The organism is Bdellovibrio sp. HAGR004 (assembly GCF_055397015.1).
Genome location: NZ_AP029176.1, coordinates 535,070 through 556,687 on the forward strand (window position 1 = coordinate 535,070; position 21,618 = coordinate 556,687).

Genomic DNA, 21,618 nt, shown 5'->3' on the forward strand with positions numbered 1-21,618 from the left:
TTATGGAACCGATTGGCTACTTAGAATCCTGTTTTAAAGATAAATTTGGAACGCCGCGACAGCCTGGCTTGGTAAAGCAGGCTCAGGCGCGTTTGAAGATTCGTGCCGATCTTCAGCCCGAAGAATCTTTGCAGGGTCTGGAGGGGTTCAGTCATGTCTGGTTGATCTGGGTCTTCCATCAAAACAAGGTCGCTCGTTTTCATGCGAAGGTGCATCCACCGCGTTTGGGCGGCGAAAGTATGGGGCTGTTTGCGACCCGCACACCTCATCGTCCGAATCCGATTGGGCTTTCGTTGGTGGAGCTTGTGAAGGTGGAAAAAGACGGCATCATCGTTGCCGGTGCGGACCTGGTTGATGGCACACCTATTTTGGATATCAAACCTTATCTGCCTGAAGTTGAAGCGATTCCGACAGCCCGAACGGGGTGGCCCGCCGAGATCGCCAAGACTCCGATAGAAGTGACCTTTGACGACAAGGCCGAGCAACTTTTACAGCAATGGCAAAGTCAAAATCCAGATAAAGCCTTGCGAGAAATTATCGAAGAGACTTTGAAGTTGGATCCACGTCCCGTGGTGTATAGAGGCTTTGAAGAGGGACAGTCGCCTTATAGAAGTTCTCACGCCGTAAGATTGTTTGATGGAGATATCCATTTCAAGTTTGAAAGCCCGACGCACGTCAGAGTTTTCGATATTCTTTTTATGCATAATTAGTTGCTGTTGCCTTTTATTTGCGCAGCAGGCTACAGTCCGAGCTGAACCAATACAAGGGGGAAACTTTGAGAACAACGGAAACTGCTTCTCATTCTGAAAACAGCACTCTTCGTAAAGTGCCAACATTGAGCCTTGCAAGTTATACCAAAGGAACCGGAGCTGAACGCTCAGAGTTCATCGACAAGCTCTTCACAGGTCTTAAAGAATACGGATTTATCATTCTTAAAGATCACAACGTCAAAGCTGAAGATCTGCACAAAGCTTACGACATCCTTAAAAAGTTCTATGCTCTTCCCACTGAAGTTAAAAAATCCTACATTTCTCCAAACGCGGGCTTCCAGCGTGGTTACACTCCGTTTGGTCAAGAGCACGCCAAAGATTCCCCGGTGATGGATTTGAAAGAGTTCTGGCACGTGGGTCGTGAGCTTTCCGAGGGCAATCCTTTGAAAGAAATCTATCCTGAGAATGTATGGCCTTCTGAATTGCCGGAATTCAAGTCTCACTTTTCCAAACTGTATGCGGCCTTGGAAGAAGCCGGCGATGTGATGCTGGAAGCTTTGACGATGCCGTTGGAGGTTGAAAAAGACTTCTTTGCCAAGATGACCAAGGATGGGAATTCCATCCTCAGACTTTTGCATTACCCACCGATTCCTGAAGGTGTGGATCCTCGCTGTGTGCGCGCGGCAGCTCACGAAGACATCAACTTCATTACAATTCTTCCAGCTGCGACGGCTTCAGGTTTGCAATTGAAAGATCGTGATGGCACTTGGTTGGATATTGATTCTGAACCAGACACTTTGATCGTGGACGTCGGGGATATGTTGGCTCGTCTGACCAATGACGTTTTGCCTTCCACCACTCACCGTGTGATCAATCCACAAGATGGTACAAATCAAAGTCGTTACTCCATGCCGTTCTTCATGCATCCTCATCCGGATGCCATGCTGAGCTGCTTGCCATCTTGTAAAGGGACAGGTGCGAAGTACCCTGATATTACTGGTCAGGATTTCTTGATGCAGCGACTGCGTGAGATTGGCTTGCTGAAATAAGCCCAAACTTGTCACCACAGCTGAAATGACTTCAAGAAAGGGATCTGCAAAGATCCCTTTCTTGCGTTTTAAACCTGTCGCCGATTAAAAGGAAATCACTTCACGAATTTCACATGAGGGGGAATCATGCGATATTTGATGTTTGTGGTGATGATTCTGGCAGTTCTGTGGTCTGCAGAAGGTTATACGGCGAATCCATCGACAGAAGGTCATATGAGCTTCCGCATTCAGTCCTTGGGTCCGCAGGGGTATGAATATTCGTCATTGTGGAATCCGTTGACCCAAGTGGCTCTTCTGCGCGTTGGTCTGGTGTTGTCACAAGCTGATGCGGAGCTGATCAACCAATCGATCTCTTTTGGGACTGCAGCGGAAGTGCTTTTTGAATCCAATGATGTTGAAGCCAAAAAATCCTGTCACCAAGTCAGTCAGTGGCATTTTGAATATGAACCCGGGCTGCCGAATTATTTGATGTATGTGGCGCTGAAGGGACCGGGCTGTGCGCTGGTGGCCAAGTACTTTGATAAACTGCAGGTTCAGTTCCTATTTCGGCGAATTTCGCTGCCACCGTTTGTACCCATTGACGTCTCTGTCCATATCAGTCGATAACTGAAGGTATGAATAAGAAATCAGCTTTGTTTTTAGGTCTTATTGTCGCCATCGTTCTTATTATCTCTTACTGTCACAGACAAAGAGATTCAGTACAGGAAGGTAAGGAGTTGGCACCAGAAACCCTGGGCACTTCGGCTTCGTCTGTGTCTGAAGGAAAAACCGCCGTTAAAGCCGAGCCTCCTCCCATTGAAGCTCCGGCAGTCACACCCTCTGCGGGCTTCCTGCCCACAGAGATGGAAGATCCTCAGAAGTTCGAGCTCTATCAGCAAAAAATCAAAGAAATGGGCACCTGCCTGAATATGATCGTGAAGCCCTTGGATCCGGGTGTGGAGGTGAATTTTGAAACCTTCAATCAGTCCATTAATGCGGATCTGGGGGACGTTGTGACCCAGGATGAAGAGTGGGTCGCCACCGATTTAAGAACCAAAGAAGGCGAGCTTCGTCGTCTGTATTTGGAAAGATTGGGTGACCCGGAAGGGTCACGTTCATTGCAGTATTTTTCTTACGCAGCGGATGGATCTCGCAAAGAGCTTCCGCTTGCAAAAGAGCAGAAAATCAACCCGTCTGAAACATTGTTGGCCAGTCTTGAAGCCGACGGTGAAGTGGTGGGGCGTTCCGTTTCGCGCCGAATTTTCTATCAAAACGGGGATGATCTTTTGTTGGTGGAAAAGAACGGGAAGATTTTCTCGTTCCAGCTGACACATGATGGGGCGACTTACAGCTGCACTGGAGCTGATAAATCCTCCACCTTCCAGTGTCAGTGCAAATAAAAGGAGAAATAAATGGAAACAAATGAGCTGCACAGAGGCCGTTTGATTGATCACCTTCAGTTGGTGGTTGCGGATCTTGAAAAAAGTAAGAAGTTTTATTCGGCGGTATTGGGATCTTTGGGGATTCCAATGGGCGGCGAAGGTCCAGGGTTTTTCTGGTACGATGAACTGTTTATTTCATCCGTCGACAGTCAGGCCAGCGCTGGCAAACTGACGGGCAGAACACATTTGGCATTTCAAGCGCAGGACCGCGATGCCGTAAAGAAATTCTATGAGGCGGGTTTGGCCGCCGGAGGCAAAGACAACGGTGGTCCGGGCGAACGCCCTTATCATCCAGGCTACTATGCCGCATTCCTCTTGGACCCGGACGGGAACAATATTGAGGCGGTTTTCCACGGTCCGGCAAAAAAATCTGCGGACTCGATCAAGATCACATTCTAAGCCGTGAGGCACATCTTAATGTCAGACTACAATAAGGGTCCTTTGCTTTGGCACAGGACCCTTTGCTTTGTTGTGCGGGCGTCGGCGGACTTTTAAAATAAGTTATGCCCTTAAACAAGGAGGTCTGTATGCAGCCATCAGATCGTTGGCGACGACAGGATTCCCGTCGAAAAGAGCCAGAAAGAGACTACGGCGAATTTATCAATGAGTATCAGGATTCATCAGAGCCCGAGCCCGAGTCCCCTCTCTGGGATTCTTTTGAGGCCGAGCGCCAGAAAAATGGTTATCGTCATTCTTATGAGGTCCTGCACCCGCAGCTGGAACCACATGTAGATCCTCACTTTAATTTTCGTTACGGCAGTGATGACATGGACTTCGACAGTCGGGAAGAGAGGGCTGAGCCTCGGCGCCGACAACGTCGTCATTTGCGCCGGGTGCGCCGAGGGTATTGATTTCGGGCAAAAAAAATCCTCCGTGACTGCGAATCACGGAGGATTTGTGTTTTTGGGCTTAAGATTTACTGGAAGCGAGTCAAAGCGTCGCGCAGTGAATCCAGTTGAACTTTGGATTGCGCCAACAAAGCGCGGTCTGCTGCGATCACGTCTTCATCTGCATTTGCCACAAACTTTTCATTGGATAGTTTGCCGGTCAGCATGCCGATATCGCGAGTCAGCTTTTCGATGGATTTGTTGATGCGTTTGATCTCCTCATCGAAGTCCACCAGGCCTTCCAATGGAATGATCACTTTTACGCTGGCGTCTTTAACAACGACCGGCGCAACAGCACATTTCATCATGTTGCCCTCGGGGCCGATTTCCACGTTTTCCAGGCGACCCATTGTCATCAAAGCGGTGCGGTTGTTGCCCAGAATTTTCTGAGTTTGATCGTTGGTCACACCCAGGCGGACATTCAGTTTCACAGCCGGACTGATGCGGTTTTCGCCGCGGATATTACGGATGGCAGTAATCACTTCCTTCACAATATCAATTTCCAGTGCGGCTTGGGCTGAGCCCAGGCTGAGGAAATCTTTATCGTTACGCACATTCGGATATTGGTCCATGATGCACGCTTCGCCCTTGATTGGCAGTTTCTGATAGATTTCTTCAGAAATAAACGGCGTGAACGGATGCAACAGGCGGGTGATGCGGTTAAGAACCTGCGCGATCACCAGTTGTGTTGCGGCCTTTTCTTCAGCGTTATTGCCATTCAGGATCGGTTTTGTGAACTCGATATACCAGTCACAGAACTGATTCCAGATGAACTGATAAAGCGCCATAGAGGCATCAGAGAATCTTTCCTGCTCCATAGCCTCTTCAACCTCTTTGGTCACTTCGGCAAGCTTGGTGATGATCCACTGATCAAACACACTGATGTGCGCCTGATTTGGCAGGGCCTTCACACCTTCCGCCGGAGCTTTGAAGTCGGAAAGATTGGAAAGGGCAAAACGAGCCGCATTCCAGATCTTGTTCATGAAGTTACGATAACCTTCCAGGCGCTGTTCGCTGAACTTAAAGTCTTTTCCAGAGAACAAGTGCGCAGCAAAGGTGAAGCGCAAGGCATCGGCCCCGTGCTTTTCAATCATTTCCACCGGATCAATGGAGTTCCCCAAAGACTTGGACATCTTGCGGCCCTGAGAGTCGCGCACCAGACCGTGGATGTAAACCGTGCGGAAAGGAACGTCCCTTTGGAATTCAAGACCCATCATGATCATACGAGCCACCCAGAAGAAGATGATATCGTGACCAGTGACCAGATAGCTGGTTGGGTAGAATGTCTTCAAAGTTTCAGTTTCATTTGGCCAGCCCATAGTGGAGAACGGCCACAAAGCAGAACTGAACCAGGTGTCCAGAACGTCTTCGTCCTGATGCAACTTGGTGCTGCCGCACTTTTCGCAGGCAGTGACGTCTGTTTCGGCCACAGTTTGGTGATTGCAGTCAGAGCAGTACCAAACCGGGATGCGGTGACCCCACCACAACTGACGCGAAATACACCAGTCTTCGATGTTGTTCAGCCAGTGAAGGTATACTTTTGTCCAAGATTCGGGCTCAAAGCGGATGGTGCCGCTTTCAACCACGCGTTTTGCCGGAACAGCCAGCGCTTCCATTTTGACGAACCACTGTTCAGACAAGAACGGTTCAACCACCGCCCCGGAACGGGAGCAGTGACCAACAGAGTGAACGTGTGGTTCTTCTTTTGCCAGAAGGTTCTGGGCTTTCAGGTCTTCCAGAATGCGTTTGCGTGCTTCCTGAACTTTCAGGCCTTTATAAGCGCCTGCATTTTCATTCAGTTCTGCTTTTTTCGTCAGAATGTTGATGAATTCCAGATTGTGGGATTTACCAATTTTATAGTCGTTGAAGTCATGGGCCGGAGTGATCTTCACCACACCAGAGCCGAATGCCTGATCCACATAAGTGTCGGCGATGATTTTGATCTTTCTGTTGATCAAAGGAATCACCACGTTTTTGCCAATCAGGTGCTTGTAGCGTTCATCATCCGGGTGAACACACAGGGCGGAATCGCCCAGCATTGTTTCCGGACGGGTGGTCGCCACTGTCAGGAAGCCAGAGCCATCCTCCAGCGGATAGTTGATGTGGTACAAAGATCCTTTGACCTGCTTGTGTTCCACTTCCAAATCCGAAATCGCTGTTTCCAGAGGGCCGGACCAGTTCACCAGACGCTGGCCACGATAGATCAAGCCTTTCTTGTGCAAAGACACGAAGACTTTGCGAACGGCTTTGGAGACCCCTTCATCCAGAGTGAAGACAGCGCGATCCCAGTCACAGGAATCACCCAGGCGGCGCATTTGATTGTAAATGCGGTTGCCGTATTGGTGTTTCCAGTCCCAAACTTTTTCCACGAATTTTTCGCGGCCCAGGTCATGACGAGTGATATTTTCTTTCTTCAATTCACGCTCTACCACGGATTGAGTCGCGATTCCGGCGTGATCTGTTCCCGGCAACCACATGGTGTTGTAGCCGTTCATTCTTTTCCAACGGATGAGCATGTCCTGAATAGTGTGGTCCAAGGCATGACCCATGTGCAGGAAACCTGTGACGTTCGGTGGAGGAAGGATAATAGAAAACGGAGGTTTCGTGGATTGATCCTGGGCTTTGAAGTAGCCGTTTTTTTCCCACCATTCATAAGTGCGAGATTCAACATCTGCAGGATTGTAACGATCTGATAACTGTTCTGACATTTGTAAAGACCTCTGAGGGTTTAAGGACATGAAATGCTTAAGTTTTTAACCCTTAGAGACTAACAAATTCAAGCCTTTTGGGGTAGGCCAAATGAAGGAATCTGGGTCAAAGGGCCCGTGGGACCTTCGAGCATGAGGAGCGGTGCGAAATTGAGGCGTGAGTTGAAATAAAAAAAGGGAGGCGTGAACGCCTCCCTCGATCTAAGTCTGTGTTGTCAGAGGATTATTTCAGGAAGTCCGCCATCAGGCGAGCGCCCAGAACGATCTCTTGCGAAACTGGATCGTCGCCACCAGCATCCAGCTCCTCTTTTTGATAGTTGTAAGCAAGATGGTAGCGGAAGTTCACGTCAGTGTAAGGCTTGTATTCAAGAACAGCGCCGTAACCCATGAATTTGTTAGTCACAGTGCCAGCAGTTTCCAGCTTTTCTTCAGAAGAAACCACTTCAAGACGAGGTGTCCATTGTTCCCAGCCAGAGTATGCGAATTTCGCTACGATGGAGGTCACAGTGTCTTTGTCGCCGGAAGCATCTTCTTTGAATTCAGACATCAAGTAGTCCAAAGAAACCATCACGGGCTTGGAGTTCCACATCACGCCCGCTGCCATGAACTGATTAGTGTCGCCATCAGCAGGTCCGTTCATTGTGTGGTAGGACAAGTTGGTCATCAAAGCCTTTTCCATGAAGGCGCCTCTCCAGATCGCACCATACATGGATTGGTTCTGGTCCATCGGAGTTGCTGCTTCTTTGAACTTTTCGTTGGTTCCAAGAACATGAATCGATTGATCTCCGAAAGTGAAGGTTCCCTTAACCCCAGTCATATACAGTAGGTCTGCCGTTCCAAACACACCTGCTGCCAGATTTCCGTTAGGTCCTTTGCGGGTGTAGAACTGAGATGTCAGGTAAAGATCCGCACCACTTGTTGCACCTTCAAAGCCGCCGAATTCTGTGTTGAAGCGACCTGCTGACAAAGAGAAGTATTCAGACATCTTGTGAGTCAGGAAAGCGTACTCCACAGCGGTTTGTGCGCTGTCGGTGTACAAGCGAGTGGCGTCTTTATTGAAAGCCAGACGCACGCGGAAAGAAAGATCATCATTGGCTTTACCCTGATAATCCAAGCGGCCCGTCTTGAAGTAAAACTTGGTGAAGTCTTTCTGCGAAGAGTCTGTGTAAGTAGTGGAGTTGTAGTCAGCACGCAGATCCAAATTTAAAGAACCGGCGTGAGCTGTAGAAGCCACTGTTGTTGCAATAGCTGCGATCAAAAACTTTTTCATGGTACATCCTTGTTTAAAGTTTCAAGTTTTGATGTACCAAGTATGTTACAAACGGCGGGAATCAACAACAAGGCTTTGAGAAAAGCTGTGGCTTCTATGTCAAATTATGGTTGGCGTTCGCTTAATAAGCCGTTCAGGCCACCTTTGACAAAGAAACTATTAATGAATCCGGCACTTTCCAGTTGTGCGACCACCTGGGGGCTGGATTTTTCATCCCGATCCAAAACGACCACGGCAAAGTGCGGCGGAAGATTCTTGGACTGCACGGATTCCAAAACATTTTCGATCTGACAGTGCAGGCTGATATTGTCCAAATGCATCTTGGTAACGCTCTTGTACCAATCAGATAGATCCACTTGATCCAAGATCACCAGCAGAAACGGTGTGCGTGTTTGGATGAGATTGTCGAATTGAAAATAGCCGATAGAGTTAAATTCCATAATGCTTATCCTACGCGCCCGTGTTCAGGGATGAGTTTGTAAATGACAACAACAATAGCAAGGCCTGCGAAGGCCATAACTCCCGAGGCCCAGAAAGGGGCAGTGATGGCCACAGATCCATAAAGGGCCCCGCCCAGAGCTGGCCCCAGAATCCGCCCCAAGGAGGCCATGCTTTGGGTGACACCCATTGTGGCTCCTTGTTCAGAAGAATCGGAAAGAAGACTGATGCTTCCTAAAGTGGAGGGATTGGCAAGGCCGTTACCCAAGGAAAGTAACGTCATGGTGATTGCCATGCCCGTGATGGAATCCACCACGGCAATTCCTGTCAGACCCACAGCCAAAAGCAGGATGCCCAGGCGCAAGACTTTGCGTTCACCCCATTTCGGCAGCAGACGGCGTACCAGAAAGCCCTGGGTGAAGATAATGATCAGACCGATGTAGGCAAAGCCGAAGCTGACCTGTTTGACGTCCCACTGATACTTTTCACCCATGAATAGAATCAAGGTGGCTTCCATCGAAGACATCGCCAACGAACTTAAAAGGAAGATGATCATCAGTGGACCGACGGTTTTTTTGTTCAGGTACTGCCACATGATTGAAAAGCGTTTTTTCTTTGCGGCAGATTCACTTTTTTCACTTAAGGATTCTTTCAGGAACTTCAGACCAAAAAGGAAGTTGGCAAAACAAAGTCCCGCCACCCAGTAAGAGGCAAAAGAAGTGTCAAAGTGCGGAGCTGAGGAAATGTGCTGACCCCAAACAGCCAAGCCTCCGCCCAGTGCCGGACCGAAGACAAAGCCCAGGCCGAAGGCGGCGCCAATCAAAGCCATGCCCTTGGAGCGTTCGTGTTTTGGGGTGATGTCAGAGATATAGGCCGACGCCGTGGAAAGGCTGGCACCGAAGAATCCAGCAAGGAGGCGGGCGACAAACAACCATTCCAGCGAGCGGGCCCAGGCAAACATGATGTAAGAAAAAGTTTCTCCGACAAGGCAGAACAGCAGAATCGGACGACGACCGTAGCGGTCACTGAGGCGACCCCAGAACGGAGAGAACAAGAACTGCATCAAGGAATACACAGAAAGCAGAAGGCCGGTTTCAAGTGCCGTTGCACCGAAGTTGCGACTAAGGATGGGGAGAATTGGAATAACCACACCAAAGCCCACTAAATACAGGAAAACAGTGAAAAAGATGATCGCTAGCTGTGATTTGTTTGATGTCGCCGTCATAGGCTTGTTAATATTAGGAAGTTATGAAAATGGCAAATAATCTTCAGCGTGGGGCGATTGCCTTCTTAAGTATTTTTTCGGTTTCATTGTCAGCTCTGGCTTTGGATAATTACAAAGAGTTCCGGCGGGATCGCTGGGATTTCGAGGCGTCCGTCAATTACTTCTATTCTGAGGCCAACTATCCGTCTTCTGGTGGAGGCAGTCAGAATCTGCCCAGTGGAAACAGTTATTCATTATTGGACTCATCTTTTGGGACTCGTTACACCCCTAAAAGAAACTGGTCTGTTTTTGGCTGGGGAACGGTTTCTAATGCCGAAAGCAAAGATTCTGTTGCCACTCGTGCGAACAGCTCCTTGAGTGAGGCGGCCGTCGGGTTTGATTTTCTGATGTATTCCGATGCGTTCCAGTTAATTCCTGAAATCATCGCCGTCATGCCCTTTGAAGAGGTTGATCCTGCTTCGGATACCGTATTGAATTCGGAGGGGGTTTTTGAGGTTCGCTCCCGTTTGATTGCGCAGAAAGACTTCGGAACTTTGCGCGGATATGGTTGGCTGGGTTTTAACTTCCGAGGTGGCGGCCGTTCCTTCCTGATGCCCTGGGGCGTGGGAGTGCAGTTCAAAATGAATCGCCTGCGTCTGGGCGGGGAGCTGTTCGGATATCAGAGTGTTTCAGATGATACGACGGATGTGAATGCGGCACTGCGCACCTCTTATATCAGCGGAGTGAATGCGGGTTCGATGAAGTTCTACGGGGTGAAGCCCAATCTGATGGATTCGCAGGTCTATGCCACCTGGCTGATGACACCCAAGTGGACGTTGCAGGTCAATGGCGGAACGACTTTGACGGGTTCCAATGCCGCTGCGGGTTTTCATGTCGGCGGATTTTTGCGCTATAGCTTTGACATGAGTGAGGGGTATTCAGAACCTGAGTACGTGGCGCCAGTGGCGAGCCCGGTTCCGAACTATCGTTCCAATATGTACGAAGAAAGCGAGTTGAGTTCCCAGCAAAAGGTTCGTCGCTTCCAGGAACAGCTTGATGATGGTGTGGATCAGAATCTTTTCAAGCCACGTCCGACCAAACCTAAAAAGCGCAAGCGTGTGAATCAGGATCAGTTGCAACAGGAATTGGACAATACCGAATTTCAAATCGAATTGAAATCCAACAAGAAGCAAAGAGGGCGCTGATTATCCCGGGGGTATGTTTAAAATGCCCCGGACAGTCTGTTCAGACAGGCCGCTGAGTTCGACAACTTTATGGCGGCCCGTTTCGCCTTTCACCAGCAGCACATCTCTTTTGGGAATATCAAAAAGATCGGACATGAATTCAATCAGGCACTCGTTGGCGCGGCCATCCACGGGGGGTGCTGTGATTTTAATTTTTAATTCGCCATTGTGGGGACCCACAACTTCATTCTTAGAGGCTTTAGGCTGAATGAAAAGGTGGAGCCGAACTCCACCTTTTGTTGTTTCAATCATGAAGGCGACCGGAATTACTCAGCGGACAGAGGGGAGACGTTTGGAGAGCGACCTGCGCTGCTGCCCCCACTCACAATGTTGTGATTCGGGAGCTGTGCCTGTGGCATGTACTTCTCGCCTTGTTCCAGCAGGGACAGGTGAGCTTGCGCCAGGGCTTTCAGGTTGGCCTCAAACTGCATGCGTGCGCGCTTGAGTTCGTTGACTTCCTGATACATTTTTTTCAATGAATCACGGGAATCGCGAGTGATGATTTCCGCCTTTTGTTGAGCGTCCGCGATGATCAACTTTGCCTCGCGGTCTGCATCCTGGCGCAAACGATCCGCCATCTGAGTGGCTGTGGCGATGGTTTCTTTTAAAACCTGATCGCGCTCTTTATATTCCATCAAAGAAAGTTCTTTTTCGCGGATGGCTTCTTTCAGTGTGTTGCGCTCTTGGATCAGAGCTTCCATTTGTGCCGCGATCTGCTGCAGGAAATCCATAACCTCGTCAGCATCAAGTCCCATCATCTTTTTACCAAAAGACTTATGAGCAATATCGATAGGAGTAATTCTCATTTTGTTCCTCCTTGAACAACATGAATTAAGGATAAAGGCCGAGTCTGTCTGTGGGCAAGCCTATTTGATTTCCCGGGCCATTTCTTTGTTTCTCATCGCCGCTTTTTCAAAGCTGATGCGAAGTGCGCGTTCGATCTCAAGTTCACGCATGGACTGAAGTCCAGCTGCGGTGACTCCTTTTTTCGACGTGACGCGAGCCTGAAGGTCTTCCACGTCTTCGCGGGCCTGTGCGGCCAGCAGGGAGGCGCCTACAAATGTTTCAATGGTCATCAGGCGGGCTTCTTCAGGCGAGAAGCCATGTTCTTCAATCCAGTCTTGCCAGTACATCATCATTTCGAAAACAAAACCGGTCCCGCTGGAGCAAGAAACCATCAAAGCTTCAAACTGATCTTCGTCACCCACGTGGATGACACGCCCAAGCGGGGAGAACAGATCCTCGACTGTGGCTTCAAGTCCGTCGTCATCATCATCGTTCAGAAGATAGCCGATCACTCCGCGTCCAATCAGGGAAGGGGTGTTGGGCATGACTCGGGCCAGGCGTGCGCCCTGGACATAGCGTTCAAGCTTTTCCATGCGAATGCCGGCGGCAATGCTGATAACAATTTTATGTTCATCAAAGCTGCGTGTGACCGGTTCCAGGGCGCTCAAAAGATCCTGCGGTTTGATTGCAAGGATGATGATGTCGCACTTATCGACCAGCTCGTCATTACTCGACACTGGGTTGATGTGGTAGGTCTCTGCGAGTTTGTGAAGTTTTCCTTCGGAGCGGTTGGAGGCGTAAATATTTTTGGCAGGCAGGCCTCCTTCGATGAGACCTTTAATCATGGCTTGCGCCATATTTCCTGCCCCGAGAAAGCCGACTTTTTGCGATTTCAACAAGGGATTCATAAAGTGATCCTACCCTTTGGCCGGTCGTTCGCCAAACAAAATAGTCCCGAGACGTACGATTGTTGCGCCCTCTTCAACGGCGACAGAGTAATCATGGCTCGTGCCCATTGACAGCTCAGTCAGTGGGTGAGTTTGAAGATCCGTCACGCCTTTGAGCTGGTCGCGCAGTTCGCGCAGCTCTACAAAGTAAGGACGCACCTCGACCCCGGTTTCGGTTAATGGTGGCATGGTCATAAGGCCGAATATGTGTAAATGAGGCAATTCGGTCAGTGGTTTCCAGGATTCCAGAAGTTTCTGCTTGGAAAAGCCTTCTTTGGATTCTTCCTGCGCCAGGTTGACCTGAATCAGAATGTTCTGTTCAGCGCCTTTGGCTTGGCATTGGCGACTCAGGGTCTGTGCGAGCTCCAGGGAATCCACTGAATGAATCAGGTGAAAGGCGCCAGCGACCATCTTGGCTTTATTCTTTTGCAGGTGGCCGATGAGGTGCCACTCGATATCCGTCAGGTCTGCCAGGTCCTTTTGTTTCTGCAAAGCCTCCTGTACATAGTTTTCACCAAAGCGCCGCTGCCCCTGGCTGTAAAGAAAACGAATTTTATCCGCGGGCTGCAGCTTTGAAACTGCAAGAACTTTGGCTGGCTGGGCTTTCTGAAGAATCTCTTTTAAATCCATGTGTTTTTCATAGCAGAATCCAGGTCGTTTTGTCCATTAAAATACCATAGCTACTTTTTTGTTGACGATGTGTAAAATGGTGGTAGAACATGATGCATGAGACGCTCCTCCCGAAGAGCTACAACCCGGATAGATGACCCCCGGCTGCATCCTATGAAGCAGTTCGGGGGTACGCTTTTAAAGAAAAGCCATGCGAAAACAGCAAGGCCGCTTTCTTTGAAACGAGCCGTGCACGTGGCGCTCCATTCCGAGCAGGCCCGGGGTGAATGGTCTTTGAAAACCGGTCGCTGCCGGCGGATTATTCGTCAGGTTGTGAAAAATCAGGCCATGAAACATGGCATTTCCATTCGGGAGATTTTGACCCACGGTCAGGATTTGCATTTAACGATTAAACTAAAAAACAGATCTTCCTTCGCTCCATTTATCCGGGCGGTCAGTGGCATGCTGGCTTTGTTGATCACGGGATCAGGTAAAACGCGGGCTTTGCAGAAGAAGTTCTGGGATTTTCGACCGTGGACACGGATCGTGGATTTGGTTTCTGAATTTTCTGTCGTCGCAGAGGCGGGCCTTCTAAGGCATCTTCAGCACATCAAGGTTCTGCCGGGTCTTTTGGGAAGACCCAGCATTCTTGAATCTTCGTGATTAGCGATTCAGTTTTGGGAAGATGTTGCGATCTTCCAAGGTGACAAAGCGATAGCCTTTTTGTTCCAGCATAGTCAGCAGACGATCCAGGCTTTGTGCTGTATTCATGTGAACGTCATGCATCAGCAGAACGCCACCCTGGGTTTTAGCCACTTCACGCATCACGTGGCCGGCATAGTCGCGGCGCAAACTGTCGGGCGTCTGGCACGTGGCATTTTCTTTGTCACTGACATGGCCATCCGCATAGGCCCAGTCACAAGTGTCGATATCCCATCCAGTGATGCGATAACCCAGGGACTCTACCAGCTCATTGGCAGAACAAGTGGAATTTCCATAAGGATAACGGAAGTAAACCGGAGTATCGAAAGCGCGCAGCAGGCGATCCGTGGCAGAGACCTCGGATTGTGCTTTAGACGAACCCAGTTCGTGGAAGTTTGGATGGCTGTATGAATGATTTGCGATGAGGTGACCTTCGTTGACAACACGTTGAACCAGCGCTGGATGGTTTTTGACGGCGCTGCCTAACATAAAGAATGTCGCCTTGGCATTGTGTGCTTTCAGAACATCCAGAATCAGCGGAGTTGTCGCTGGATTTGGACCGTCATCGAAGGTCAGTGCGATAGTTCCGCGGGTGACAGGATCGGGAAGCTGAATTGCGTACTTACATTTGTTGCGGGGCTTAAGCACATCCCAGATGCCCCAGGTGTCATCATAATCCTGCGTGCGCTTCAGACCTTCTTCGGCCTGGCGTTCAATAATTTCCTGAATGGAAGGGGCTTGTGGCAGAACTTCCTGAGCCTGAGTGGTAGTGGCAGCCAAAGTCAGTGCTGCCAGAGCAAGAGAAACGGAACGTTTCACGAACGACCTCCGGTAAAAAATGATGGATCACCATACCAGAGGATTGCGTTTCGACCCCAGAGAACTTTGATCGTTTAAAATTTGGACAGTAGATTTTTCACCGCTTCGACAGGCAGTCCCACCACATTGTCGAAGGGGCCTTCGATTCGTTCCACGAAGGTTCGACCCTGGCCCTGAATTCCATAGGCTCCGGCTTTGTCCATGGGTTCCCCGGTGTCAATGTAGGTCCAGATTTCAGCATCACTCAAATTTTTAAAGTAAACTTTTGTCGTCTCAACATGAGACAGCTCTTTGCCAGAACTGGACTCGACTGCGCAGACCGCAGTCAGGACTTCATGATATTTCCCGGACAAAAGTCTAAGAATTCGGTAGGCATCCTCGCGATCCTGGGGTTTACCCAGGGGACCACCCCCAAAAATCACCTCCGTGTCGGCTGTGAGCACGATAAAGGGCTCTGTGCGACTGGCCTTTAGCAGGGGCAAAGCGGCCCTCGCCTTACGACGGGCAATATCTAAAATCTGCTCGTTTACATTCAGGTTTTTATTGGGAATTTCCGATATTTTAACTGGCACCACGTCGAATGAAAAACCAGCTTCACTAAGCAGTTGTTTTCGGCGCGGGGACTTTGAGGCAAGAACTAAAGGCTTCATGGGAATACTTGAACACGAAGAGGCGAAAATGGGAAGTGCAGAGTTAATGCTGATTCTGGGATTGCTGCTCGCAGGAGTGGCGGTCTTCCTATTTGTCAGTTCGATATTTGCAAGCAACTCGGACAAGCAGCAGTTGTCGTGGGCCAATAACGATGAGCCGGTGAAATCCAAAAATCCGGTGATTAATTTCTCCCGCCCTTTGGTGCATCAGTTTACTTTGCAACATGCGATGAGAATCCGCAGTGAGTCCTATCGCAAGAAGATCAGCAAATACATTAAAACCTCGGGCCTGTCCTCGGAGCTGAATGAAGATGAGTTCATCGGTTTACAGCTTCTGTGGGGGATCATGTTCCCGATCTTCCTGATGATTATGAATTTTTCGTTGCAGTTGGGTCTTTCTGTCCCGGTTGTGATCGGGATGGGATTGATTGGTTTCTATCTGCCGCAGATTCACGCCAAGGGTGAAAAGAAGCGTCGGGAGCTTTCCGTGCGTGCCGACCTGCCGTTCTTTATTGATCTTCTGGCTTTGTCGGTAGAGGCGGGGTTGGACTTTTTCTCTGCGATTCAAAAGATCGTGGATAAAGCACGTGGGACCGACAGTGTGCTTGCGGATGAGCTTTCGATTGTTTTGAAGGATATCAAAATCGGCTCCTCCAAGGCCCAGGCCCTGAAAGAGATGGCCGAGCGCCTGGATATGAACGAGATCACAAGCTTCGTGGCCGTTCTGGTGGATGCGGAGGCGACAGGTGCCAGTATTTCCCAGGTTTTGAAAGACCAGTCTGTACAAATGCGTCTGGAAAGATTCGTGCGTGCAGAGAAGGCCGGGGCTCAGGCGTCACAGATGATTTTGATTCCGTTGATGCTGTTTATTCTGCCAGCGGTTTTCATCGTCGTCTTTGGACCCGTGGCTGTGTCCTTTATGTATGGTGGTAAGTAATGATGGCTAAGTTGATGAATGCAACAACAAATCAGACCCTGATAGCGGATTTGGAAGTGGCTTCCACTTTCCTCAGCCGTGGCAAGGGACTTTTGGGGCGGGAGGATCTTCCGTCCCATCAGGCGTTGTGGATTCATCATTGCAACAGCATTCATACTTTCTTTATGAAGTTTGCAATTGATTGTGTGTTTGTGGACAAGAATCTGAAAGTTCGGGCTATTCGCAGGGATGTGCGCCCTTGGAGACTGATTTTACCAGTTTGGGGTGCCGCCTCTGTGATTGAAATGGCAGCAGGGACCGTCAGCAAAGTGAATGTCAGCGTGGGAGATCAACTTTATGTGGGCGCTTAGAATCTTGACCGGCCCACAGGCCGGATCCGTTGTTGAGCTGAAGATGGGGAAGAACCTCATCGGTCGGGCTCCGCAGTGTGATATTAAGCTTTTAAGTCCGGGTGTTTCCAAAGAGCACACGGAAATCGCAGTTTATAAAGATAAAATTGTGATCACCGATTTGCGCTCCAGCAACGGGACCTATTTAAATGGTGTTCGCATGCAAAGTGGTGTGATGCGCTTGGGGGACAAACTCGGTATTCATGATGTGATTGCCGATGTGATCCCGTCACCAGAGGCCCGTGCGCAGCGACCTGCTCAGAATAATGCTCCAGCACCCATGCCATATTATGGTGGTGGTGCGGCTCCGCAAATGCCACCGGCCATGCCGATGGGAATGCCCGAGCAACAACCAATGTCGATGGGGATGCCTCATGGAATGCCGCAACCGATGGCCGGTATGCCGGGGATGGCGTCTCCTGGAGTCGCTCCGGCTCCAGCTCCGGCCTTCCAGCAGGGTGGATTCCGCGGCTTGATGGATAAGCTGAACGATTATATGGACCGCGTGGCTTTGCCAGGGGTTTATCGTTTGCCACAGTTTGTGGAAATGAGAATGGTCCTTCTGGGCTTTGTGGTTCTGTTTATTTTCTCCACGACGCTGTTGTCGATGATTCCGATGGTGCAGATCACTCGGGCCAGTATTATCAATGAAAGTAAAAGAAGGGCGTCTTCCATTGCCCGTACCGTGGCAACTCTGAATCAGTCGGCGCTGATCCAGAACAGCTATTCGTCTTTGTCGACGAATGCTGCTGAGGCAGAGGACGGTGTGAAGCAGGTTCTGATTGTGCAGCAGTCCGATGGCATGATCCTGGCGCCGGCCTCCCGTGCGGGGACCACACCGGATCTTCCGTTCGTGCATTCGGCTCGTCGTGAGATGCGGCCTCAGGCTATGGAGGTCGATTCCTCCACAATTGGTGCAAGCTTCCCGATTGGTTTGTTTGACCCGAACACGGGTGAGCAGTCAGTGAAGGCGCATGCCATCGTGTTGTATGATGTGGGAAGTCTGGCGTTCGATGACGGACGGGCTATCAGCTTGTTCATGCAGACGCTGGTGATCGCTTCCCTGTTGGGACTTTTGATTTATTACTTCATGTACAAGCTGATCGAATATCCATTGGTGGCACTGAATGCTCAATTGGACACAGCCATGCGTGAAAAAACCGATAACACCGCACTGGATTTCCAGTTCCCGCCTTTGCAGGCTTTGATTGGCAATATCAACAGTCTTCTGACTCGCTATATCCATGGTGACACGGATAGCGGGTCAGGTGGTGCCGGCTTTGTGAATAAAGACGGCGAAGCAGAGAATCTGGTGCAGATCGTGGGCTTCCCGTGTGTGACGATTTCCAAAGAAGGTCGCATTGTGGCCTGCAATCCTGCCTTCCTGCAGGTGGCGCGCGCGGAAATGGCGCAGTTGCAGGGGCAGCCTTATAAGGCGATTCCGGATGCGGCCCTTCAGCAGAATATTGAAGGCCTGATGGTGCGCTCGCGCGAAAACACCCGAGGCATCCATACGGATCAGCTGGAGTTCAGCGGCCATCTTTGTATTTTGAGTTGTCAGGCCATGTGCACAGGACAAGAAGTGGACTATTTCGTAATTACAGTATCGCCAACTGAAGGAGGCTCCTGATGAGTGCAGCCCCTTCAATGAAGGATGCATTGAAATTCGATATTGAGGTCATCAAGGGGCCTCACAGCGGTTTGAAGCTTTCGTTCAGCAAAGCCTCCGTGTCGCTGGGGCGTGGGCCGGAAAACGACATTGTTCTTTCCGGGGATCCGCGCGTCAGCCGTCAACATGCGGAAATCAAACAGCGGGGCAGCGAATTTGTGCTCGTCAATCTAAGTCAAAAGAACTTCGTGATGGTCAATGGCCAGAACGTTCAATCCGAGCCGTTGACAAACGATTCGGTGATTCAGATTGGTGAGACAGAAATTCTTTTCCGCGCCGAGATGCCTGAGGTTCAGGTGGCTCCGCCTCCAGCGGCGGCTCCAGCCCCGGTGTCCTTCCTGACTCCGAATCCGGGATCGCCTCTTCAGCAGGGGCCACCGGGCCTGACCCCTAATCCCTTCCCGACACCAGTGGCGACGCCTCGCCCGCAGCAGATGCCGGCGTATCAACAACCGCGCCCTATGCCATCAATGCCCAATCCGTCCATGCCTCCGGCTCAGCCGATGGGTTATGGCGGATACACACCGCCTCCTTCCGGTGGTGTTGGTGGGCCGGCGATGGGAACGATGGCTCCGCCACCGACAGGTGGGCCATTGTCGAATCCGAAAGTTCGCTTCTATGGAATTGTGGCCCTCATTGGTCTGGCGGCGTGGTTCTTCCTGTTCTCGGGTGATTCAAAACCGAAAAAGGATGCCAATGCCTTCAGAACATCTGCGTTGTCGATGGCCGATGTCGCCGAAGCAGAAAAGCGCTCACAGGAACTGTTGACAGTAAAAAAAGAAAAGTATGATTCCATTCAATATCGTCGTGCCCAGGAAAACTTTATCAAGGGCTTCCGTGACTTCCAGCAGGGACAGTACGCCCGTGCCCGTGAAGCATTCCAGGTGGTGCTAAATCTGGATCCGGACAATGAACTGGCCAAGCGCTATTTCCATTTGTCGAAGATTAAGTTTGATGAGCTGGTGAAATTCAACATGATTCAGGGCAACCGTTACCGAGAGAAAAAGAACTGGAGAATGTGCCAGTCCAATTATTCCAATGTGATGACAATGCTTCAACATAGGAAGGATGATCCGTCCTATAAAGAAGCCAAACAGTATTATGAAGAATGTACTTTGAACCTGGAGGGCAGATACTAATGGCACTGCTTCGGGTTCGCCTTCGTGGCAAGACAGTTTGTGAAGTGAATTTAAGTGAAGACCGTTCTTACGTGGCTGGCCGTAAAGAGGACTGCGATATTGTGTTGCAGCCTGAAAAAGGAATCTCGCGGGAACACTTCAAGGTCTTCTTTGCCAGTGGCACCTGGAATGTTGAGGTGGTGTCCCGTTATGGCGAAGTCATCCATAACGGAGAGCAGGTTCAGCAGTTTTCGCTGGATCACGGCAGTCAGTTTTCTGTTCCGCCCTATGAGTTTGATTTCCTGAACACAGTGGCGGAAGCCCCTGTGTATGAAGAGCAGCCGCAGGCCCCTACAGGGGAAAACCTGCCTGCGTTGGCCGGTGCGCACCTTGAGTCCTTTGAAGGCAGTGATGAAAAGACCATGATTGGTGTGGCGCCGACGGCGGCCTTCATCAAGATTGTGGACAGTCAGAATGAAGCCAAAGAAATGATCCGTCTGGATGCGGGGGATTCGTGGGTTGCGGGTCGTGATCCGTCCTGTCATATTCAGATCCGGGATCAGCGTGTCAGCCGTCGCCAGTTTGAAATCCGCAGAGCCGGTTCCCAGTATGTCATTCTGGATCTGGGCAGCGTCAACGGGACCTTGTTAAATGGAAACCCTATTTCCTCCACGGATATGACACCGATCAAGAGCGGTGATGCGATCAGTGTGCTGGAAAACTATCTTTATTTTGAATTGCACGATGCCAGCTTCCAAAGTCGTATGGAGCTGGTCAGTGTGGCGCCGCTCAGTCCGCTGGTTCCGACGGCGCAGGACAGTCTGCCGATGGAATATCAACAGCAGCAGTCCTATGAAATGGCCCCTTATCAAGGCGCGATGCCGCCCATGCCTTATCAGCAACCGATGCAGTATCCGGGAATGGGTGTGCCGGGTCCGCAGCCGCATTATCCTCAAGCGGCGGCTGGGAAGTTTGACTTCCAAAAGCACCGTCCAAAGATCATCATTGGCGCGGTTGTTCTGGTGGCGGTGGCGTATTTGTTCAGTGGCAGTGACACCAAGGCTCCTCCGGCGCAACCGGGGCAGGGTTTGGTGGCACCAGGTTCACCGGCGGATCTGTTTGCGAAGTTGAAACCCGAACAGCAGGCTCTGGTCCGTCAGCGCTATAAAGATGCGAAGAACCTGTACATGCAGGGTAAGTACCAGTTGGCTCAGGATGAAATCATCAAGATTCAGGAACTGGTTCCTGACTATGAGGACATTCGTGAGATTGAACGTCTGTCCAAAGAGGCCATCTTCATTCAGGAGCAGCAAAGACGCCAGGCTGAGATTGAAAAATCCAAGATAGAGGCGGAAGAAAAAATTCAGAAGCAGGTCGCGGAATGTCAGAAAAAGATCAATCCGATGATCACGGCTCAGGAAATTGAGGACTGCTTAAGCCCGGTGTTGCAATTTAACCCCGAGCATCCACGAATCATGGATTTGAAGGCTCAGGTTGAAATGCTGAATATGCAGCGTGAAGCCAAAGCAGCTGAAAAGGCCGCTTATCAATCGTTGGTTTCCAGAATGAAGGGTCTGTATGACCGAGCCCAAGCAGTTCATAAAAAAGGCAAACCACTGGATGCCATCGCGGCCTATGAAAGAGTGATCGAAGCACAGCTTCCGGATCCGAATGGCTATAAGGGTCAGTCCAAGCGAACGATTGCCTCCATTCGTCAGATGATGAATTCCAAGACGGCTAGTTTGCAGGCAGAGGCTGAAAAATACTATCAGGCTCAGAATCTTAAAGGGGCCATTCTGTCTTTGCGTAAAGCTCGTACTTTGGACCCGACAAACGACGAACTGCCAGAGCGGATCGAACGTTACGTGGTGGAATTGCGTAAGCAGATGATGACGCTTTATCAAGAAGGTATTCTTGAGGAAAGCTTCGGAAACGTCGATGGAGGCGAGGCCAAGGCTGGTGCCAAGGACAAATGGCGCAAGATTTTGGAAATGGATATTCCTGACGGGGAATACTATAAAAAGGCCTACATCAAGTTGAAGAAATACGGAGCCCTGTAGT

General features: G+C 50.2%; 23 protein-coding genes. 13 read left to right on the top strand and 10 right to left on the bottom strand.

Annotation, left to right across the window (positions count from 1 at the left end; all coding sequences use genetic code 11):
• Window positions 1-2: 2 nt before the first annotated feature.
• The 6 genes from tsaA to ACZ5ZV_RS02825 all read left to right on the top strand — a co-directional run bounded on the left by tsaA (window position 3) and on the right by ACZ5ZV_RS02825 (window position 4,031).
• Complete coding sequence (gene tsaA, locus ACZ5ZV_RS02800) at window positions 3-710, top strand: tRNA (N6-threonylcarbamoyladenosine(37)-N6)-methyltransferase TrmO (RefSeq protein ID WP_464119918.1); 708 nt, start codon at window positions 3-5, stop codon at window positions 708-710.
• A 65-nt stretch (window positions 711-775) separates the two neighbouring features.
• The gene (locus tag ACZ5ZV_RS02805; protein WP_464119919.1) at window positions 776-1,759 is read left to right on the top strand and encodes an isopenicillin N synthase family dioxygenase; all 984 of its coding nucleotides are present in this window, start codon (window positions 776-778) and stop codon (window positions 1,757-1,759) included.
• Between the two features lie 126 nt (window positions 1,760-1,885).
• A complete protein-coding gene (locus tag ACZ5ZV_RS02810; RefSeq protein ID WP_464119920.1) occupies window positions 1,886-2,365 on the top strand; it encodes a hypothetical protein in 480 nt (159 codons plus the stop codon).
• Between the two features lie 8 nt (window positions 2,366-2,373).
• Window positions 2,374-3,138, top strand: a complete 765-nt coding sequence (locus ACZ5ZV_RS02815; protein ID WP_464119921.1) for a hypothetical protein — start codon at window positions 2,374-2,376, stop codon at window positions 3,136-3,138.
• Window positions 3,139-3,150: 12 nt separating this feature from the next.
• On the top strand, window positions 3,151-3,579 hold the full coding sequence (locus ACZ5ZV_RS02820) for a VOC family protein (RefSeq protein WP_464119922.1): 429 nt from the start codon (window positions 3,151-3,153) through the stop codon (window positions 3,577-3,579).
• A 128-nt stretch (window positions 3,580-3,707) separates the two neighbouring features.
• Window positions 3,708-4,031, top strand: coding sequence for a hypothetical protein (locus tag ACZ5ZV_RS02825; protein ID WP_464119923.1), 324 nt, complete (start codon window positions 3,708-3,710; stop codon window positions 4,029-4,031).
• A gap of 65 nt (window positions 4,032-4,096) precedes the next feature.
• Here the strand turns inward: ACZ5ZV_RS02825 and ACZ5ZV_RS02830 are convergent, their stop codons facing one another.
• The 4 genes from ACZ5ZV_RS02830 to ACZ5ZV_RS02845 all read right to left on the bottom strand — a co-directional run bounded on the left by ACZ5ZV_RS02830 (window position 4,097) and on the right by ACZ5ZV_RS02845 (window position 9,708).
• Window positions 4,097-6,775 carry a valine--tRNA ligase gene (locus tag ACZ5ZV_RS02830; protein ID WP_464119924.1) on the bottom strand — a complete coding sequence of 893 codons (2,679 nt, stop codon included), beginning with the start codon at window positions 6,773-6,775 and terminating at the stop codon, window positions 4,097-4,099.
• A gap of 223 nt (window positions 6,776-6,998) precedes the next feature.
• Window positions 6,999-8,045, bottom strand: coding sequence for a porin (locus ACZ5ZV_RS02835; RefSeq protein ID WP_464119925.1), 1,047 nt, complete (start codon window positions 8,043-8,045; stop codon window positions 6,999-7,001).
• Window positions 8,046-8,149: 104 nt separating this feature from the next.
• A complete protein-coding gene (locus ACZ5ZV_RS02840; protein WP_464119926.1) occupies window positions 8,150-8,485 on the bottom strand; it encodes a rhodanese-like domain-containing protein in 336 nt (111 codons plus the stop codon).
• 5 nt (window positions 8,486-8,490) lie between these two features.
• Entirely contained in the window at window positions 8,491-9,708 is a 1,218-nt protein-coding gene (locus ACZ5ZV_RS02845) for an MFS transporter (RefSeq protein ID WP_464119927.1), read from the bottom strand.
• Between the two features lie 29 nt (window positions 9,709-9,737).
• Here ACZ5ZV_RS02845 and ACZ5ZV_RS02850 point away from each other — a divergent pair, with 29 nt between their 5' ends.
• Entirely contained in the window at window positions 9,738-10,892 is a 1,155-nt protein-coding gene (locus ACZ5ZV_RS02850; RefSeq protein ID WP_464119928.1) for a hypothetical protein, read from the top strand.
• On the opposite strand, the gene ACZ5ZV_RS02855 is transcribed toward ACZ5ZV_RS02850, so the two are convergent.
• Genes ACZ5ZV_RS02855 through ACZ5ZV_RS02870 form a run of 4 tightly spaced genes read right to left on the bottom strand, consistent with a single transcriptional unit; the run spans window position 10,893 to window position 13,294 of the window.
• Window positions 10,893-11,183 (bottom strand): DUF167 domain-containing protein, encoded by a 291-nt coding sequence (locus ACZ5ZV_RS02855; protein WP_464119929.1) that lies wholly within the window; start codon window positions 11,181-11,183, stop codon window positions 10,893-10,895.
• 14 nt (window positions 11,184-11,197) lie between these two features.
• Window positions 11,198-11,737, bottom strand: a complete 540-nt coding sequence (locus tag ACZ5ZV_RS02860; protein WP_464119930.1) for a DivIVA domain-containing protein — start codon at window positions 11,735-11,737, stop codon at window positions 11,198-11,200.
• 60 nt (window positions 11,738-11,797) lie between these two features.
• On the bottom strand, window positions 11,798-12,625 hold the full coding sequence (gene proC / locus ACZ5ZV_RS02865) for a pyrroline-5-carboxylate reductase (RefSeq protein WP_464119931.1): 828 nt from the start codon (window positions 12,623-12,625) through the stop codon (window positions 11,798-11,800).
• A 9-nt stretch (window positions 12,626-12,634) separates the two neighbouring features.
• On the bottom strand, window positions 12,635-13,294 hold the full coding sequence (locus ACZ5ZV_RS02870; RefSeq protein WP_464119932.1) for a YggS family pyridoxal phosphate-dependent enzyme: 660 nt from the start codon (window positions 13,292-13,294) through the stop codon (window positions 12,635-12,637).
• A gap of 153 nt (window positions 13,295-13,447) precedes the next feature.
• Here ACZ5ZV_RS02870 and ACZ5ZV_RS02875 point away from each other — a divergent pair, with 153 nt between their 5' ends.
• Entirely contained in the window at window positions 13,448-13,936 is a 489-nt protein-coding gene (locus tag ACZ5ZV_RS02875) for a hypothetical protein (protein WP_464119933.1), read from the top strand.
• Here ACZ5ZV_RS02875 and ACZ5ZV_RS02880 read toward each other — a convergent pair whose 3' ends face one another.
• Window positions 13,937-14,794, bottom strand: coding sequence for a polysaccharide deacetylase family protein (locus tag ACZ5ZV_RS02880; protein WP_464119934.1), 858 nt, complete (start codon window positions 14,792-14,794; stop codon window positions 13,937-13,939). It lies immediately after the preceding gene.
• 74 nt (window positions 14,795-14,868) lie between these two features.
• Window positions 14,869-15,444 carry a Maf family protein gene (locus ACZ5ZV_RS02885; RefSeq protein ID WP_464119935.1) on the bottom strand — a complete coding sequence of 192 codons (576 nt, stop codon included), beginning with the start codon at window positions 15,442-15,444 and terminating at the stop codon, window positions 14,869-14,871.
• On the opposite strand from ACZ5ZV_RS02885, the gene ACZ5ZV_RS02890 reads away from it, so the two are divergent.
• Genes ACZ5ZV_RS02890 through ACZ5ZV_RS02910 form a run of 5 tightly spaced genes read left to right on the top strand, consistent with a single transcriptional unit; the run spans window position 15,443 to window position 21,617 of the window.
• Window positions 15,443-16,381 carry a type II secretion system F family protein gene (locus ACZ5ZV_RS02890; protein WP_464119936.1) on the top strand — a complete coding sequence of 313 codons (939 nt, stop codon included), beginning with the start codon at window positions 15,443-15,445 and terminating at the stop codon, window positions 16,379-16,381. The genes ACZ5ZV_RS02885 and ACZ5ZV_RS02890 overlap by 2 nt on opposite strands.
• Entirely contained in the window at window positions 16,381-16,731 is a 351-nt protein-coding gene (locus tag ACZ5ZV_RS02895; RefSeq protein ID WP_464119937.1) for a DUF192 domain-containing protein, read from the top strand. Before ACZ5ZV_RS02890 ends, ACZ5ZV_RS02895 begins: the two co-directional genes overlap by 1 nt.
• Window positions 16,694-18,400: an FHA domain-containing protein gene (locus ACZ5ZV_RS02900; protein ID WP_464119938.1), complete on the top strand. Its 1,707-nt coding sequence runs from the start codon at window positions 16,694-16,696 to the stop codon at window positions 18,398-18,400. The genes ACZ5ZV_RS02895 and ACZ5ZV_RS02900 overlap by 38 nt, the downstream gene beginning before the upstream one ends.
• The gene (locus ACZ5ZV_RS02905) at window positions 18,400-19,578 is read left to right on the top strand and encodes an FHA domain-containing protein (protein WP_464119939.1); all 1,179 of its coding nucleotides are present in this window, start codon (window positions 18,400-18,402) and stop codon (window positions 19,576-19,578) included. The genes ACZ5ZV_RS02900 and ACZ5ZV_RS02905 overlap by 1 nt, the downstream gene beginning before the upstream one ends.
• A complete protein-coding gene (locus ACZ5ZV_RS02910) occupies window positions 19,578-21,617 on the top strand; it encodes an FHA domain-containing protein (RefSeq protein ID WP_464119940.1) in 2,040 nt (679 codons plus the stop codon). The genes ACZ5ZV_RS02905 and ACZ5ZV_RS02910 overlap by 1 nt, the downstream gene beginning before the upstream one ends.
• Window position 21,618: the final 1 nt, after the last annotated feature.